We start from the raw sequence: 16,658 nt of genomic DNA on the forward strand, positions 1-16,658 counted from the left end.
TAAGACGGGCGCGCGCTTTTTCATTTCAGGGGCCCGCATGCACCGCCGGATGATCCTTCCCTTGCTGTTCGGCCTGATCGGCGCCGCGATCCTGATCGGGCTGGGCAGTTGGCAGGTGCAGCGTCTGCATTGGAAAGAGGGGCTGATCGCCCGCGCCGAGGCCCGCATCGCGGAGGCGCCGGTACCGGTGCCCGCGCAGCCCGACCCCGACACCGACCGCTATCTGTCGGTCACCGCCGCGGGGCGGGTCGCGGGGGCGGAGCTGCATGTGCTGACCTCGATCCAGGGCGAGGGGCCGGGTTTTCTGGTGATCACCGCCTTCGATCTGGCCGATGGGCGGCGCATCCTGCTGGATCGCGGTTTCATCCCCGAAGCGGCCAAGACCGCCGCGCGCCCCCCGCGCGACCTGACGGTCACCGGCAATCTGAACTGGCCCGATGACGTGAATGCCTCGACCCCTGCGCCGGATACGGGGCGCAATATCTGGTTCGGGCGCGATGTGGCGGCGATGGCGGCGGCGCTTGGCACCGATCCGGTGATGCTGGTCGCGCGCGAAGATACCGGCGACGGCATCCGCGCCCAAGGCGTCACCGCCACCTTTCGCAACGATCATCTGGGCTATGCGATCACCTGGTTCTCGCTGGCGGTGGCATGGTTGGGGATGACAGCCGCCTATCTCTGGCGTATCAGGCAACGGACCATATGAGGGCAGACATGCAGTATATCTCCACCCGTGGGCAGGCGCCCGCGCTGTCTTTCGGCGAAGCGATGATGACGGGCCTGGCGCGCGATGGCGGGCTGTATGTGCCGCAGACCATCCCGACCTTCACGCCGGACGAGATCGCCGCCCTGGCCGGCCTGCCCTATGAAGAGATCGCCTTTCGCGTCATGTCCCCCTTCATGGGCGACACCTTTGCCGAGGCAGAGTTCCGCGGCCTGATCGCGCGCGCCTATGCCGGGTTCGGCCATGCCGCGCGGGCGCCGCTGAAGCAGCTTGGCCCCAACCATTTCCTGCTGGAGCTGTTCCACGGCCCGACGCTGGCCTTCAAGGATTTCGCCATGCAGCTCATCGGGCAGATGATGCAGGCGGCGCTGGCCCGGACGGGCGAGCGGATCACCATTGTCGGCGCTACGTCGGGCGATACCGGTTCGGCGGCGATCGAGGCGTTCAAGGGCCTTGCCAATGTCGATGTCTTCATCCTGTTCCCGCATGGCCGGGTCTCCGAGGTGCAGCGCCGCCAGATGACCACCCCGGCCGAGGGCAATGTGCATGCCCTGGCGATGGATGGCGATTTCGACGATTGCCAGGCCCGCGTGAAGGACATGTTCAACGATTTCGCCTTCCGCGATGGCGTGCGGCTGGCGGGGGTGAACAGCATCAACTGGGCGCGGGTTCTGGCGCAGGTGGTCTATTACTTCGCGGGCGCGGTCAGCCTGGGCGCGCCGCATCGCAAGGTCAGCTTCACCGTGCCGACCGGCAATTTCGGCGATATCTTCGCGGGCTATATCGCGCGCAAGATGGGGCTGCCGATCGACCGGCTGGTGATCGCCACCAACCAGAACGACATTCTGGACCGGGCGCTGCGCTCGGGCGATTACATGACCGACGGGGTGAAACCCTCGATCAGCCCGTCGATGGATATTCAGGTCTCGTCCAATTTCGAACGCGCGCTGTTCGATGCCTATGGCCGGGACGGCGCTGCCGTGGCCGCGCTGATGTCGGAATTGAAATCGGGCGGTTTCCACATCAGCCAGGGTGCGCTGGAGGCGCTGCGCGCGCAATTCGACTCGGGCCGCTGCTCCGAGGAGGAGACCCGCGCCACGATCCGCACCATCGCCGCTGCCACGGGTGAGGTTCTGTGCCCGCACAGCGCCGTGGGCGTGAAGGTGGCCGAGGAACATCTGGGCGCCGCGCCGATGATCACGCTGGCCACCGCGCATCCGGCCAAGTTCCCCGATGCGGTGGAACAGGCGACCGGCCACCGCCCGGCGCTGCCCGCGCGCATGGCCGATCTCTTTGCCCGGCCCGAGCGGGTGACGCGGGTGCCCAACGATCTGGCCGCGATCCAGGCACTGATCCGCGCGCGGATCTGACGCGGCCTTGCCGTGCCCCGGGAAATGCCGGGGCAGGCGCGCGTGGCAGAAACCAACGCAAGCCCGCAAATCGTTGCGCCGCCCCTTTCGCCAGGGGGGGCCGCGATGTAAGAACGCGGGGTTCACACAAGGTTCACAGGTGTTTCCTTGACGCTTCGCATCACCACGCTTCCCAACGGCTTTCGCATCGTGACCGAGGATATGCCGGGGCTGAAATCCGCCTCGGTCGGGGTCTGGGTCACGGCGGGCGGGCGGCATGAGCGGGCCGAACAGAACGGCATCGCGCATTTCCTCGAACATATGGCCTTCAAGGGCACCGCGACCCGCAGCGCCCTGCGCATCGCCGAGGAGATCGAGGATGTCGGCGGCTATATCAATGCCTATACTTCCAAGGAAATGACCGCCTATTACGCCCGCGTCCTGTCGGGCGATGTGGCGCTGGCGCTGGACGTGATTTCCGACATCGTGCTGAACCCGGTATTCGACCCGAAAGAGATCGAGACCGAGCGCCATGTGATCTTGCAGGAAATCGGCCAGTCGCTCGATACGCCTGACGACATCATCTTTGACTGGCTGCAAGAAGTCAGCTACCCCGACCAGCCCTTTGGCCGCACCATCCTTGGCCCGTCGGAACGGGTCAGCGCCTTTGGCCGCGATGACCTCGTGCGCTTCGTGCGTGAACATTACGGGCCGGACCAGATGATCCTGTCGGCCTCGGGCGGGCTGGATCATGACGCGATCGTGGCGCAGGCCACGGCGATCTTTGGCGGGCTGAAACCCGTGGGCAACCCGCTGCTGGAGGGCGCGCGCTTCATGGGCGGCGAACGGCGCGAGGTCAAGGCGCTGGAGCAGGTGCATTTCGCCCTTGCCTTCGAGGCGCCGGGCTATCGCCACCCCGATGTCTATACCGCGCAGGTCTATTCCACGGCGCTTGGCGGCGGCATGTCCTCGCGGCTCTTTCAGAAAATCCGCGAGGAGCGGGGGCTTTGCTATTCGATCTTCGCGCAATCGGGCGCCTATGAGGATACCGGCTCGATCACCGTCTATGCCGGCACCTCGGAGGAGGAGATCGGCGATCTGACGCTGCTGACGCTGGACGAGATGAAGCGCGCCGCCGATGACATGTCCGAGGCCGAGGTGGCCCGCGCGCGGGCACAACTGAAGGCCGGGTTGCTGATGGGGCTGGAAAGCCCCTCGGCCCGGGCCGAACGCAATGCGCGGCTCTTGTCGATCTGGGGCCGGGTGCCGGATGTGGACGAGGCCGTGGCGCGGATCGACGCCGTGGGCACCGCCGATGTGCGGCGCTATGCGGGCGAACTGGCCGGGTCGCAGGCGGCGCTGGCGCTTTATGGTCCGGTGGCCGATGCCCCGGGGCTGGAGGCCATCCGTCAGCGTCTGGCCGCCTGACATGATCGGCCTGCGCCGCAAGGTCCGCATCGAGACCGAGCGCATGACGCTGCGCCTGCCTGCGCATTCCGACTATCGCGCCTGGGCCGAGTTGCGGGCGGAAAGCGCGGGCTTCCTCGCCCCGTGGGAGCCGGTCTGGTCTTACGACCATCTCTCGCGCAAGGCCTTTACCAACCGGGTCTATTGGGCCAGCCGGGCCGAGGCGCAGGGCACCGCGCTGCCGGTGCTGATGTTCCGGCGCGAGGATCAGCAGTTGCTGGGGGCGATCACGCTGGACAATATCCGCCGTGGTCCGGTGCAGGCCGGGACGCTGGGCTATTGGGTGGGCGAGCGTTTCACCCGGCGCGGCTATATGCGCGAGGCGATTCTGGCCATGGTGCATCACGCCTTCACGCGGCTCGATCTCAGCCGGATCGAGGCCGCCTGCCTGCCGGAAAACGCCGCCTCGCGCGGGGTGCTGGAAAAGACCGGCTTCAAATATGAAGGCGTCGCGCAAAGCTATCTGCAAATCGCCGGGCGCTGGCGCAACCATGTGCTTTACGCCAATCTGCGGGCCGACCGGCGCGGCCGCACCGATGTCGGCTGATCCCGGATGGGGCGGCGCGTGATCGCGCATCGGCGGAAAGCCGTCGCTGCGCGCGTGCTGACGCGAAGCTGAGCTTTCCGCCGCGCGGTTTCGTGCTATGCCCTGCGGCATGAGCCAAGACCCCGGGCCATCGCGCCGCAAGAGGGTCGCAGGAGCGGTGCCATGATAGTCGATCTGTTTCCCGCGCTGATGGGCGCGGTCGCTGCCTTTGCCGCGCATCTGTTCTTTGATGCCGATCCCGTGCCGGAGGATGACCCCGCCGAGACGGGCGGATCCGAGGCCGACCCTTTCGGACACGGTTAGGGCTTTGCGCCGGGCGCCGCGCGCGCTAGGTCAGGGGCAAGGAGATGCCCGCCATGACGACGCTCAACCCCGCCGATGACGCCTTTCTGGCCCGCCTGCCGGCCGCGCTGCTGCGCCCCGCGACCCCCGCCGATCTGGAGGAGCCGCGCGGCAGATGGACAGGGCAGGGCGCGGCGGTTGCCCGGCCTGCCTCGGTCGATGAGGTCGCGCTGATCCTGCGGGCCTGCGCGGCGGCAAGGGTGGGGGTGGTGCCGCGCGCCGGCGGCACCGGGCTTGTCGGTGGGCAAGTGATGCCCGAGGGACCGGCACCGCTGATCCTGTCGCTGGAACGCATGACCGCGCTGCGCGGGAGCTGGCCCGACGAGGGCGTGATCGAGGTCGAGGCCGGCATGGTGCTGGCCGATGTGCAGGCCGCGGCCGAGGCGGCGGGGCGGCTGTTCCCGCTGACGCTCGCCTCGCAGGGATCGGCGCGGATCGGCGGGCTGCTGGGCACCAATGCGGGCGGGGTCAACGTGCTGCGCTATGGCAATGCCCGCGATCTGGTGCTGGGGGTCGAGGCCGTGCTGGCCGACGGATCGGTGCTGCACGGGCTGAAACGGCTGCGCAAGGACAATACCGGCTATGACCTGCGTCATCTGCTGATCGGGTCCGAAGGCACGCTGGGCGTGATCACCGCGGCCAGCCTGCGGCTGTTCCCGCGCCCGGTGGCCGAAGGGGCGGCGCTGTTCGTGGTGCCGGGCCCCGAGGCCGCGTTGCGCCTGCTGGCGCTGGCCGAAGACCGGCTGCCCGGCATGGTTTCCGCCTTTGAGCTGATCCACCGGCAGGGGCTGGATTTCCTGCGCGAGACCATGCCCGACCTGCGCCAGCCCTTTGCCGCGCCGCCGGAATGGATGGTGCTGGTCGATCTTGGCCTGCCCGCCGGCCTGGACCCGGCCGAGGAACTGGCCACGCTCTATGAGGCCGCGGGCGATCTGGTGACCGATGGCGTCATCGCGCAAAACGGCGCGCAGCGCGCGGATTTCTGGGCCTTGCGCGAATCGATCCCGCTGGCCAATCGCCGCATCGGCGCGGTGTCGTCGCAGGATGTGGCACTGCCGCCGACGCTGTTTCCGGCCTTCATCGCCGAGGCGCGGGCGGCGCTGGCCGAAATCGGCCCGTTCCGCGTCAACTGCTTTGGCCATCTCGGCGATGGCAACCTGCATTTCAACGTGTTCCCCCTTGCCGGCCGGCGGCGCGAGGAGGATGCGCCGCTGGCCGGCGCGGTGAAGACCTGCCTGCATGACATCGTGCATCGCTTGGGCGGTTCCATCAGCGCCGAACACGGGATCGGCCGCGCCAAGGTGGGCGATCTGGAACGCTATGGCGACCCGGCCAAGCTGGCGGCGATGCGGGCGATCAAGGCCGCGCTGGACCCGATGGGCATTCTCAACCCCGGGGCGGTGCTGCGCGGCTGATCCGCCTCAATCGGTCTGGGTCGCGAGCCAGTCCATCACCGCCGGGCGCACCGTTTCCACGCCCTGCGCCATGGCGGCAAAGACCACCTCGCGCGCCTCGGCCAGGTTGACCTGGCGCAGCACGGCCTTGACCGGCCCGATGGAGGCCGGGCGCATCGACAACGTGCTGATCCCGATGGCCGCGAAAACCAGCGCCTCCAGCGGGCGACCCGCATCCTCGCCACAGAAAGACAGCGCGGTGCCACTGTCGCGGCAACGGTCGGTGATCAGCCGCAGAAAGCGCAGGAACGAGGCATTGAGCGTATCGTAACGCCGGCGCACCCGTTCATTCTCGCGGTCGGCGGCAAAGAAGAACTGCTTGAGGTCATTGCCGCCGATCGAGACGAAATCGGCCAGATCGAAAAAGGCCTTGGGCGCATAGGCGAGGCTCGGGGTTTCCAGCATTGCCCCGATGCTCAGATCCGACGGCACCGCATGGCCCATGGCCGCCTCGCGGTCGCGCTGACGCAGCACGCAATCGCGCGCGGCGGTGAATTCGCTCAGTTCGGTGATGAAGGGGAACATGACCTGAAGCGGCCGCCCGGCCGCCGCCCGGATCAGCGCCTGCGCCTGCATCTGCAACACGCCCGGCTTGTCCAGCCCCACCCGGATCGCGCGCCAGCCCATTGCGGGGTTCGGCTCGTCCTGCGGCTTCATATAGGGCAAGACCTTGTCCGACCCGATATCCAGCGTGCGAAAGGCGACGGGCCGGCCCTTGGCGGCCTCGATCACCCGGGCATAAAGCCGGGCGAGTTCGTCCCGCTTGGGCATCTGGTTGCGGATGAGGAACTGCAATTCGGTGCGGAACAGGCCCACCCCTTCGGCCCCCGAGCTTTCGATCGAGGGCAGGTCGGCCATCAGCCCGGCATTCATGTTCAGCCGGGTCACGGTGCCGCATTTCGATTGCGCCGGCAGGTGGCGCAGCACGGCATAGCGTTCCTGCGCCTTGGCCTGCATCGCCATCTTGTCGCGGAAACTGCGCACGACCATTTCGTCGGGCCGCAGATGCACAAAGCCCTGATCGCCATCGACCAGGATATGATCGCCGTTCAGCGCCTCGGCCACGATGCGTTCGGCATGAATCACCAGCGGGATCGCCAGCGCCCGCGCCACGATGGCGGCATGGCTGCCGACCGAGCCTTCCTCCAGCACCACCCCGCGCAGCTTCTTGCCATATTCCAGCAATTCCGCCGGGCCGATATTGCGCGCGATCAGGATCGGGTCTTCGGGCATCTGCGCGCCGGTATCCTGGCCCTGTCCGGTCAGGATGCGCAAAAGCCGGTTCGACAGGTCATCCAGATCGTTCAGCCTTTCGCGCAGATAGGCGTCTTCCACCTGTTGCAGGCGGGCGCGGGCGGCGGATTGTTCCTTTTCCACCGCCGCCTCGGCCGACAGGCCGCGCGCGATGTCTTCCTCCATCCGCCGCAGCCAGCCGCGGCTGTTGGCGAACATGCGATAGGCCTCCAGCACCTGCCGCTGATCCTTGTCGAGCGATTCCGCGCGCAGCAGATCGTCGATCGACACGCGCAACTGGCCCACGGCGTCACGGATACGCTCGATCTCGGTCAGCGGATCGTCGGCGACCGGATTGGTGACGACGACGCGGGGTTCGTGCAGCCAGACATGGCCTTCGGCGCTGCCCTCCTGCGCGATGCCGCCCCGGAACAGCCGGGGCCGGCGATGCAGCGCGCCCGGCCCGTCGCCTTCGCCCAGAAAGGCGCCCAGTTCGGTCATTTCGGCCAGCACCATGGCCACGACCTCAAGCGCATAGACCTCGTCTTCGGAATAAAGCCGCGCGGTCTTTGACTGCACCACCAGCACGCCCAGCTTTTCGCCGACCCGCTGGATCGGCACGCCGAGGAAGCTGGAATAGATCTCCTCGCCCGTTTCGGGCATGTAGCGGAAACCCTTTTCCGAGGGCGCGTCGGCGGTGTTGATCGGCGCGGCCGAACGTGCGACGCGGCCGACCAGACCTTCGCCCACCTTCATGCGGGTCTGGTGGACGGCCTCTTTCTTCAGCCCCTCGGTCGCGCAGAGTTCCAGCGTATCCTCGTCGCGGAACAGATAGATCGAACAGACCTCGGTGCGCATCGAATCCGCGATCAGATGGGTGATGCGGTCCAGACGGTCCTGCCCCTTGCCGGGCAGGGCCAGACTGTCGCGCAGGCGCCGCAGCAATTTGCGGCTGTCACTCTCGCTGCGTTCGGTCATGATCCCCGGTCGTCGTTCTGAAAGGCTTTCCGCCCTTAGATCATAGCGCAACCGGAAACGGAACGCCCCTGCGAACTGCGATTGCGCAGAAATGCGTCACATCGCCCGAAAAACATGCGATCTGGTCGCGGAATGGGCAGGATGCGGCTGGTCAGCCAGAGCCGAGCAGGGGTTTCACGCTGGCCGCTTCGGAAAAGCGCGCGATCACCCGGTCGGCGCCATGGTCTTGCGACAGCCGCAGCAGGCGAAAGCGGATGCGCGCCAATTCGCGGTAATGCGTCAGGAAGGCCGCGTTCAGCGCCGCCCCTGAAACCGCGCCCAGCACCGGCACCGCCTGCGCGGCAAGCTTCTGGCTCAGGGTGGCTGCGATTTTCGGTGCCAGCGCCGTGACCAGCCGGTTCAGCGCCGCCCCCGTCACTGCGAAGCGCGCGCCGACAAAGGCGGTGTTCACCCCGTCATCGCCGCCCAGGGGCGTGCCCGAGGCAAAGCAGCGCAGGATCTCGGCCTTGGTGGCGGGATCGTCGGGGTCAAAGCCCTCGGCCTCGGCGGCGGCGCGGATGGTGCCCAGGATCAGCGTGATCGTCACCGGCAGTTCCGCGACCGAGGTGACCAGCCCGCCCGCGCCCCCGGCGGCCCCGCTCAGCGCGGCGGCGATCGGGGCGGCGGTTTCGCCCATGTCGGGGGCATGGCGGCCCAGGGCGGCCAGCCCGAGCGCGCGTTCCAGCGTGGCCAGGGTCAGCGCCTCGACCTGCTTGCGCAGTGGCGCGGGCAAAAGGCCCATCTGCGCCTCGACCTTGCCGCCCAGCTTTTGCAGGATCGACATCATCGGCCCATTGGCCTTGCGCGCGCGCCGCGCCAGTTCGGCGATCTCGAATTCCGGAAAGGGCGCCCGTTTCACGGCGGGCGGGGGCGGGCTGGCATCGGGGTCGGGTGTGATGTCGCTCATATCCGCAAGGTAGGAAGGGCCGGGGGCCACCGCAACGGGCAAGGCGCGGTGCGATGCGAATATTCCCGCAGCTCAGGACCGGGCCTTGGTCACCGTGCCGGTGACGCCCGCCCAGGCGCCGCGCACCAGTTCCAGGCCCAGCACGCGGTCGGGGTTGGTGGGGGGCGGCATCACCACCCCTTCCAGCTTGTGAAAGCCGAAGCGGCGGTAATAGGGCGCGTCGCCCACCAGCATCACCCGTTCCCATCCCAGGCGCTTGGCCTCGGCCAGGCTTTCATTGATCAACAGCCCGCCCAGCCCCTCGCCCTGGCGGGTGGGGTGAACCGCCACCGGGCCGAGCAGCAGGATGTCATATTCGCCCACTTCGGCCGGCCAATAGCGGATCGCGGCGGCCAGAACGCCGCCCTCGTCGCGCAGCACCAGACAAAGCGGCGCCACCGTCGCCACCCCGTCGCGCAGCCGGTAGGAAGACAGCGCCGTGCGGCCCGGCGCGAAACAGAGGTCATAAAGCGCCTCCACTTCCCACCAATCCGCCTCGGTCTCTTCCTCAAGCTGATACATCCGGCGCCTCCTGTTCGTGGAACGCGGGTAACATGCGAGGGTGACAGGGAAAAGACGCGATTTTGCGACGCAATGCCCCCTCGCGCCCCGCCTGCCGCTGCTCTAGGCTGACCCGCGAACAGACGGAGCAAAGCCATGCAGCGCAGGATCGGGGTCATCGGCGGGTCGGGTGTCTATCAGATCGACGGGCTGGAGGGCGCGGGCTGGCGCGCGGTGGAAACGCCATGGGGGCCGCCCTCGGACGAGATCCTGACCGGCCGCCTGGCCGGGCTGGAGATGTGCTTTCTGCCGCGCCATGGCCGGGGCCATGTGCATCTGCCCGCCGAGGTGCCGGCCCGCGCCAATATCGCGGCGCTCAAGATGCTGGGCTGCACCGATGTCGTGGCGGTCTCTGCCGTGGGGTCGCTGCGCGAGGATTTCCGCCCGGGCGACATGGTGGTGCTGGATCAGCTGATCGACCGCACCACGGGCCGGCCCGGCACCTTCTTTGGCGCGGGCTGTGTCGCGCATGTCAGCCTCGCGGATCCGTTTTGTGCCGAACTGTCAGCGGCTTGCGTCGCGTCCTTGCGGCAGGTCGGCGCGGTGGTGCATCAGGGCGGCACCTATCTGGCGATGGAGGGGCCGCAATTTTCCACCCGCGCGGAATCGCGGCTCTATCGGCAATGGGGCTGCGATGTGATCGGCATGACCGCCATGCCCGAGGCCCGACTCGCCCGCGAGGCAGAGCTTTGTTACGCCTCGGTCGCGATGGTGACGGATTACGATTGCTGGCACGAAACGCATGGCGCGGTGGATGTGGCGCAGGTCATCGCGGTGCTGGGGCAGAATGCGCAACTGGCCCGGTCGATGATCGCGGCGCTGCCCTTGCATCTGGGGGCCAGCCGTGTGCCCTGTCCCTGCGGCTGCGACCGCGCGCTGGATCATGCGGTGATGACCGCGCCCGACCGGCGCGACCCGGCCACGCTGGCGCGGCTGCGCGCCATCGCGGGGCGTGTGCTGTGAAGGTTCTGGTGCTGGGCGCCGATGGCTTCATCGGGCGGCATGTGGCCTTTGCCCTGCGCCGGGCGGGGCATGAGGTCACCGCTTCGGCCCGCCGGCCGGGGCGGCTGGCGCGGATGGGCTTTCCGGTGCTGGCCGCCGATCTGACCGACCCCGCCACCCATGCGCCGGACTTCTGGGCACCGCATCTGGGGCCAGGCGTGGCGGTGGTCAATCTGGCGGGCCTGCTGACCGGGACCGAGGCCGCCTTTCGCGCGGTGCATGTGCAGGCGCTGACGGCGGTGCTTGCCGTGGCCACCGGGCCGTGCCTGCATGTCTCCGCCGTGGGGATTGATGCCGACACCCCCTTTGCCCGCTGGCGCCGGGCGTCCGAACAGGTGGCGCTGGCGGCGGGGGCGATGGTGCTGCGCCCAGGGCTGGTCATGGCCGATACGAGCTATGGCGGCAGTTCCGCCCTGCGCGCCTTCGCGGCCTTTCCGGGCATCGTGCCGGTGGTGGGGGACGGGGCGCAGCGCTTCAACCCGATCCATGCCGAGGATCTGGCGCAGGTGATCGCCACCCTGCTGGCCGCCCCGGTGCCGGGTGTGCATGAGGTGGGCGGCCCCGAGGAGATCAGCCTCGCTGCGCTGACACAGCGCCTGCGCGCCTGGCTGGGCCTTTCGCCCGCGCCGCTCTGGCATGTGCCGGGATGGCTGGCGCGGGGGGCGGGAAGGCTGGGCGCTGCGCTGCGGCTGGGGCCGATCAACACGACGGCGCTGCGGCAACTGGATCACGGGGTGCTGGCCGATGTGGCGCCGCTGCTGGCACGGCTGCCCGCACCGCCGCGCGGGGTGTCGGATTTCCTGATGGCGCGGCCCGCCGGCACGCAGGACATCTGGCAGGCACGGCTTTACCTCTTGAAACCCGTCATCCGGCTGGTGCTGGCCGCGCTCTGGCTCGGCTCCGGCCTGCTGGGCCTGCTGACGCCGGTCACGGGTTTTGCCGGCGATATCGGGCTCCCGGCACCGCTGGCCCTGCTGCTGGCGCGCGGCGGGGGGCTGGTCGATCTGGCGCTTGGGCTGGCACTGTTGCGCGACTGGCGCCCGGTGCCGGTGGGGCTGGCGCAGCTGGGCATGGTGCTGGCCTATACGGCCGGCCTGACGCTGCTGGCGCCGGGCCTCTGGCTCGACCCCTTCGGCGGGCTGTTGAAGAACCTCCCCGTCCTAGCGCTGATCCTCGCGCATCTGGCGCTGGCGGAGGAGCGGTGATGGAGCCCTATCTGCTGGCAAAATGGCTGCATGTCCTGTCCTCGACCCTGCTGTTTGGCACCGGCATCGGCACGGCATTCGCGATGGTCTGGGCGATGCGATCCGACCGGGCCGAGGTGGTGGCCCATGTCGCGGGCGGCGTGGTGCTGGCCGACTGGATCTTCACCACCCCCGCCGGGGTGGCGCAGCCGCTGACCGGTCTGTGGCTGATCCACGAAACCGGGTTCAGCCTGACGGAGGACTGGCTCTTGCTGACCTATGCCGCCTATGCGCTGGCCTTCCTGTGCTGGGCGCCGGTCGTCGCACTGCAAATCCGCATCCGCGATCTGGCCCGCGCGGAAGCACCCGGCCCGCTGCCCGCCCCGGCGCGGCGGCTTTACCGGTTGTGGTTCGCGCTTGGCTGGCCGGCCTTCACCGCGCTTGTGGGGGTGTTCTGGCTGATGATATCGAAACCCGACCTGTTCTGAGAGGCGTGCCATGACCAAGACCGTCCGGGATTACATCCGCACCATCGTCGATTTCCCGCATGAAGGGATCCTGTTTCGCGATGTGACGACGCTGTTCGCCGATCCGCGCGGCTTCCGCATGGCGATCGACCAGTTGCTGCACCCCTATGCCGGCACCCGCATCGACAAGGTGGTGGGGCTGGAGGCGCGCGGCTTCATCCTGGGCGGCGCGGTGGCGCATCAGCTCTCCACCGGCTTCGTGCCGATCCGCAAGAAGGGCAAGCTGCCCGGCCAGACCATTTCCCAGGCCTATACGCTGGAATATGGCGAGGCGGTGGTCGAGGTGCATGACGATGCGATCGCGGCGGGCGAAAAGGTGTTGCTGGTCGATGACCTGCTGGCCACTGGCGGCACCGCCGAGGCCGGTATCAAGCTGGTGGAGCGGCTGGGCGGCCAGATCATCGGCTGCGCCTTCGTGGTGGATCTGCCCGATCTGGGCGGCCGCGCCAAGCTGGAGGCCATGGGAATGGATGTCCACGCCCTTTGCGCCTTCGAGGGGCTTTGAGGCGGTTTTGGTAACCTTGTGTTAACTCCGACTCGCTAGAACAGGGCTACCGGGACCACCCACCCGGGGATGCGCTGCTTGCAACACGTGTCCAACACACCCCACCCAACCCCGTCGGGCACCCACCCGGCGGGGTTTCTTTCTGCCCCCGCGCAGGGGGGGCTGTCTGCCCCCCACGGCCCTTCGGGCCTCCCCCCGAGGATATTTTTGAACAGATGAAGGGGCGGAAGCGCGCCTTGCCCTTCATCTGTTCCCAAATATCCTCAGGGGGTGAATTGAGCCGCAGGCTCAAGAGGGGGCGCGAGCGCCCCCTTTGCCACGGGTCAAACGCGAAACGCCCCGACCGGGGGGCGGGGCGTTTCAGAAAAGCGCGCAGGTGCTGGCGGTCAGGCCTTGTCCAGCTCGAAGGCGTCATGCAGGGCCTGCACGGCAAGCTCCATGTATTTGCGGTCGATCAGCACCGAGATCTTGATCTCCGAGGTGGAGATGACCTTGATGTTCACGCCCTCGTTCGCCAGCGCCTTGAACATGCGGGCGGCGACGCCGGCATGGCTGCGCATGCCGATCCCCACGACCGAGACCTTGGCGACATCGGTGTCGATGATTAGCTCGTCATATTTGATCAGGCCGCTGGCGCGGGCGTCTTCCATCGCCTTCTTCGCGCGCTCGACCTGGTTGATCGGGCAGGAGAAGGTCATGTCGGTGACGGCGCCGGGGTGGCTGTCGTCATAATCCTTTTCCGAGATGTTCTGGACGATCATGTCCACGTTCACGCCGGCCTCGGCCAGCGGGCCGAAGATGGCCTGGGCGACGCCGGGGCGGTCTTCGATGGTGAACAGGGTGATCTTCGCTTCCTCGCGCGAGAAGGCGACGCCCGAGACGACTTTCGATTCCATGATTTCCTCCTCGTCGCAGACCAGGGTTCCAGAGTTTTCGTCGGTATCCTCGAAGGAGGACAGCACCCGCAGCCGCACCTTGTAGCGCATCGCCAGCTCGACCGAGCGGGTTTGCAGCACCTTGGCGCCGAGCGAGGCGAGTTCGAGCATTTCCTCGAAGGCGATCTTGTTCAGCTTGCGCGCCTTGTCCGACACGCGCGGGTCGGTGGTATAGACGCCGTCCACATCGGTATAGATGTCGCAGCGTTCGGCGCCAAAGGCGGCGGCAAAGGCGACGGCGGTCGTGTCCGACCCGCCCCGGCCCAGCGTGGTGACCCGGCCCTCGGGGCTGATGCCCTGAAAGCCCGCGACCACGGCGACCTTGAAGCCTTCGCGGAATTTCGCATCCAGATTGTCGCGCGGGATCGAGACGAAGCGCGCGGCGGAATGGGCGGCGGTGGTATTGATCGGCACCTGCCAGCCCTGCCAGGACCGGGCCGGGATGCCCATTTCCTGCAAGCGCAGCGCCATGAGGCCCGCGGTCACATTCTCGCCCGAGGCGACGACGGCATCATATTCGCGCGCGTCGTAAAGCTTGGAGGTGCCCTCGACCCAGCCGACCAGTTCATTGGTCTTGCCGGACATCGCGCTGACGATGACGATCACGTCATAGCCCCGCTCCACCTCTTTCTGCACCTTCAGCGCGGCGTTTTCGATCCGCGCCAGATCGGCGACCGAAGTGCCGCCGAATTTCATCACCAGAAGCGGCATCCGAGCCCCCCAGTCCGCCAGTCAAACCGCGCGTTCCATAGCAGAAGCGGGGGGGGATGCAAGGGGTGGGCGGGCGAGGGGGAAAGGCCGCATCGAAAGCGCCGCCCTGTCCAAAGGACCGCGTGGCCAGCCGCGCCCGGTCAAAAGGTTTTCGTGCGGCGGGGCGAGGGCCCGGTCTGGTTGCGTGGCCACCCACCACCTTGCCACCGTGGTGCCGCCGGTAGAGTGTCCTCAGTGCCGCTTACGCTTAGGGGATGTTGACCGCGAGGGTCTTTTGACGGCGGGACACTGTGCTGAAGTCAGGCACCGTCCAATCGAGGCCAACCAGCCGCTGTAGGCTCTGGACGAGCCCGGTCGTCTCCCTGAGCGCCATGCCAAAAGCCCGTTCATCGTCAGGCGCTTTGAATGGCACTATTGCAGTAAGTCTGCTGGCGGCCACGCCTGCCCATCGGCCAGGCACCCCAACTCATCTCGGGGTCAAACCAGATCGTCAGTGAGCCCTGCCGTTTCAGCGCTTCATTACAGGCGGGCCAGTTCCTGGTTTTGTAGGTCGGGGGGGCGGTCGGCTCATGCGTTCCATCACCATGCTGGATTCACGAAGTGAATCCCTCGCCGGATTTGTGCACAGAGCCTTCATGAGGCGTACGTTTCTATATAAACTATGGCCGCTGGTAGTCAGACATGATATTGATCAGTATTATTGCTGCCGCTATTGATAGCCATAGCAATGTGCGTCGAGTGGAATAGAGATTCTTTATTCTGTCATCAAAATTCCTGTGGCCAAAAAGTTGCGCCATTGCATCTAGAAATTTTCTGATAGCGTCCATTGTTCATTATGGCGTTGTTGCAGAAGTCTGCCGACGGAGGATTCACTTTGTGAATCCATACCGTTAGACGCGCGGCATGAACAAGCCATCACCTGCCCGCTACCGCACGACGAACTGGTCCAGCTACAACGCGTCGCTGCGCAAGCGGGGGTCTCTGTTGATCTGGGTCGACAAGGACATGACCTGGCGCGCGCCGCGTGACGGTCGGCCCGGACGTCCGCCGGTGTTTTCCGATGCGGCGATACAGTTCTGTCTGTCGATCAAAGTGCTGTTCAAGCTCCCTCTGCGCCAGACCGCCGGGATGGTTGCGAGCCTGCTGAAGCTTGCAGGGCTGGATTGGCCCGTGCCCGACTTCTCCACGCTGTGCCGGAGGCAGAAGACCCTGGCCGTTCAGGTCCCTTATCGCCGCGCGGATGGCCCGCTGAACCTGCTGGTCGACAGCACAGGCATCAAGTTCCTCGGCGATGGCGAATGGCAGGCGCGCAAACACGGGGTGCAGGGCCGGCGCCAATGGCGCAAGGTGCATCTGGCCATGGACACGGCCACCGCCGACATCCGCGCCGTAGAATTCACCCCCAGCCGCGACGGCGACAGCCCCGTGCTTCCAGACCTGCTGAGCCAGATCCCGGCGGACGAGCAAATCGGCACGGTCACCGCCGACGGCGCCTATGACACGCGCCGCTGCCACACTGCCATCGTCAACCGGCAGGGCACCCCGATCATCCCTATCCGCAAGAACGGACGTCTTTGGAAAGAAGACTGCCCGGCAGCACGCGCCAGAAACGACACCCTGCGCGCCACGCGGCATTACGGAAGGGCCTTCTGGAAACGCTGGACCGGATACCACGCCCGCAGCCGGATCGAGGCGAAGATGCGCTGCCTGAAAGCCTTCGGCGAGCGCATCATCGCACGAGACCCCGACCGACAGACCGCAGAAATCCAAATCCGCATTGCCCTCATGAACCGCTTTAACGTCCTCGGCACCGCCGAGATCGTCCGTGTGGCATGACACCAGTGGGGTAAGGGGCATTCACGCCTCAGGCAGGGGTAATGCAACAACGCCGTTCATTATGCTCAAAATACATCCGCGACACGAAGCGTTTTTTCCCTATCGTTAGCTAGGAGCGGTATGGCCCCAATATTCATAATCCATAACCCCATTTATTATTGCGCCGTTCTCATCAACGCCCATGGCATTCTCCAAAAGTTCAAATAAACCGCTTTAGCGTCTCTACTGTTGCTGTCGTAATGTCGAATATTATCCAGAATCCCCAGTCAGCCAGCGTAAAGAGAGAGAAAGATTATACCGAAGAATGAAAGCCTGACA

15 protein-coding genes and 1 pseudogene are annotated in these 16,658 nt (G+C 66.8%); 11 read left to right on the plus strand and 5 right to left on the minus strand.

Going from position 1 to position 16,658, the window contains the following annotated elements; all coding sequences use genetic code 11:
* Positions 1 to 37: 37 nt before the first annotated feature.
* The 6 genes from FOA17_RS17140 to FOA17_RS17160 all read left to right on the plus strand — a co-directional run bounded on the left by FOA17_RS17140 (position 38) and on the right by FOA17_RS17160 (position 5,844).
* Positions 38 to 706, plus strand: coding sequence for an SURF1 family protein (locus FOA17_RS17140; RefSeq protein WP_149142728.1), 669 nt, complete (start codon positions 38 to 40; stop codon positions 704 to 706).
* 8 nt (positions 707 to 714) lie between these two features.
* Positions 715 to 2,094 (plus strand): threonine synthase, encoded by a 1,380-nt coding sequence (gene thrC / locus FOA17_RS17145; RefSeq protein ID WP_149142729.1) that lies wholly within the window; start codon positions 715 to 717, stop codon positions 2,092 to 2,094.
* Positions 2,095 to 2,241: 147 nt separating this feature from the next.
* Positions 2,242 to 3,501 (plus strand): M16 family metallopeptidase, encoded by a 1,260-nt coding sequence (locus FOA17_RS17150; protein ID WP_149142730.1) that lies wholly within the window; start codon positions 2,242 to 2,244, stop codon positions 3,499 to 3,501.
* 1 nt (position 3,502) lies between these two features.
* Positions 3,503 to 4,087, plus strand: a complete 585-nt coding sequence (locus FOA17_RS17155) for a GNAT family N-acetyltransferase (RefSeq protein WP_149142731.1) — start codon at positions 3,503 to 3,505, stop codon at positions 4,085 to 4,087.
* Between the two features lie 162 nt (positions 4,088 to 4,249).
* A complete protein-coding gene (locus tag FOA17_RS19800; protein WP_162528301.1) occupies positions 4,250 to 4,390 on the plus strand; it encodes a hypothetical protein in 141 nt (46 codons plus the stop codon).
* A gap of 44 nt (positions 4,391 to 4,434) precedes the next feature.
* Complete coding sequence (locus FOA17_RS17160; RefSeq protein ID WP_420841723.1) at positions 4,435 to 5,844, plus strand: FAD-binding oxidoreductase; 1,410 nt, start codon at positions 4,435 to 4,437, stop codon at positions 5,842 to 5,844.
* A gap of 6 nt (positions 5,845 to 5,850) precedes the next feature.
* On the opposite strand, the gene ptsP is transcribed toward FOA17_RS17160, so the two are convergent.
* The 3 genes from ptsP to FOA17_RS17175 form a co-directional block, all read right to left on the minus strand.
* Entirely contained in the window at positions 5,851 to 8,094 is a 2,244-nt protein-coding gene (gene ptsP / locus FOA17_RS17165) for a phosphoenolpyruvate--protein phosphotransferase (RefSeq protein ID WP_149142733.1), read from the minus strand.
* Positions 8,095 to 8,245: 151 nt separating this feature from the next.
* On the minus strand, positions 8,246 to 9,040 hold the full coding sequence (locus FOA17_RS17170; RefSeq protein WP_149142734.1) for an EcsC family protein: 795 nt from the start codon (positions 9,038 to 9,040) through the stop codon (positions 8,246 to 8,248).
* A 72-nt stretch (positions 9,041 to 9,112) separates the two neighbouring features.
* On the minus strand, positions 9,113 to 9,601 hold the full coding sequence (locus FOA17_RS17175) for a GNAT family N-acetyltransferase (protein ID WP_149142735.1): 489 nt from the start codon (positions 9,599 to 9,601) through the stop codon (positions 9,113 to 9,115).
* 135 nt (positions 9,602 to 9,736) lie between these two features.
* Here FOA17_RS17175 and FOA17_RS17180 point away from each other — a divergent pair, with 135 nt between their 5' ends.
* Genes FOA17_RS17180 through FOA17_RS17195 form a run of 4 tightly spaced genes read left to right on the plus strand, consistent with a single transcriptional unit; the run spans position 9,737 to position 12,858 of the window.
* Complete coding sequence (locus tag FOA17_RS17180) at positions 9,737 to 10,603, plus strand: S-methyl-5'-thioadenosine phosphorylase (RefSeq protein WP_149142736.1); 867 nt, start codon at positions 9,737 to 9,739, stop codon at positions 10,601 to 10,603.
* Positions 10,600 to 11,847, plus strand: a complete 1,248-nt coding sequence (locus FOA17_RS17185; protein ID WP_162528302.1) for an SDR family oxidoreductase — start codon at positions 10,600 to 10,602, stop codon at positions 11,845 to 11,847. The genes FOA17_RS17180 and FOA17_RS17185 overlap by 4 nt, the downstream gene beginning before the upstream one ends.
* Positions 11,847 to 12,314, plus strand: a complete 468-nt coding sequence (locus tag FOA17_RS17190) for a DUF2269 family protein (RefSeq protein WP_149142738.1) — start codon at positions 11,847 to 11,849, stop codon at positions 12,312 to 12,314. The genes FOA17_RS17185 and FOA17_RS17190 overlap by 1 nt, the downstream gene beginning before the upstream one ends.
* A gap of 10 nt (positions 12,315 to 12,324) precedes the next feature.
* The gene (locus tag FOA17_RS17195) at positions 12,325 to 12,858 is read left to right on the plus strand and encodes an adenine phosphoribosyltransferase (RefSeq protein ID WP_149142739.1); all 534 of its coding nucleotides are present in this window, start codon (positions 12,325 to 12,327) and stop codon (positions 12,856 to 12,858) included.
* A gap of 386 nt (positions 12,859 to 13,244) precedes the next feature.
* Here FOA17_RS17195 and FOA17_RS17200 read toward each other — a convergent pair whose 3' ends face one another.
* Together FOA17_RS17200 and FOA17_RS17205 are read right to left on the minus strand one after the other, a co-directional pair.
* Positions 13,245 to 14,504: an aspartate kinase gene (locus tag FOA17_RS17200; protein ID WP_149142740.1), complete on the minus strand. Its 1,260-nt coding sequence runs from the start codon at positions 14,502 to 14,504 to the stop codon at positions 13,245 to 13,247.
* Positions 14,505 to 14,754: 250 nt separating this feature from the next.
* A pseudogene (locus FOA17_RS17205) lies at positions 14,755 to 15,075 on the minus strand (transposase); the annotation flags it as partial.
* Between the two features lie 332 nt (positions 15,076 to 15,407).
* On the opposite strand from FOA17_RS17205, the gene FOA17_RS17210 reads away from it, so the two are divergent.
* Complete coding sequence (locus tag FOA17_RS17210) at positions 15,408 to 16,340, plus strand: IS5 family transposase (RefSeq protein WP_149142741.1); 933 nt, start codon at positions 15,408 to 15,410, stop codon at positions 16,338 to 16,340.
* The last annotated feature ends 318 nt before the right edge of the window (positions 16,341 to 16,658 follow it).

Source organism: Gemmobacter caeruleus, from assembly GCF_008271655.1.
In the GTDB taxonomy this organism is placed as follows: Bacteria; Pseudomonadota; Alphaproteobacteria; order Rhodobacterales; family Rhodobacteraceae; genus Gemmobacter; species Gemmobacter caeruleus.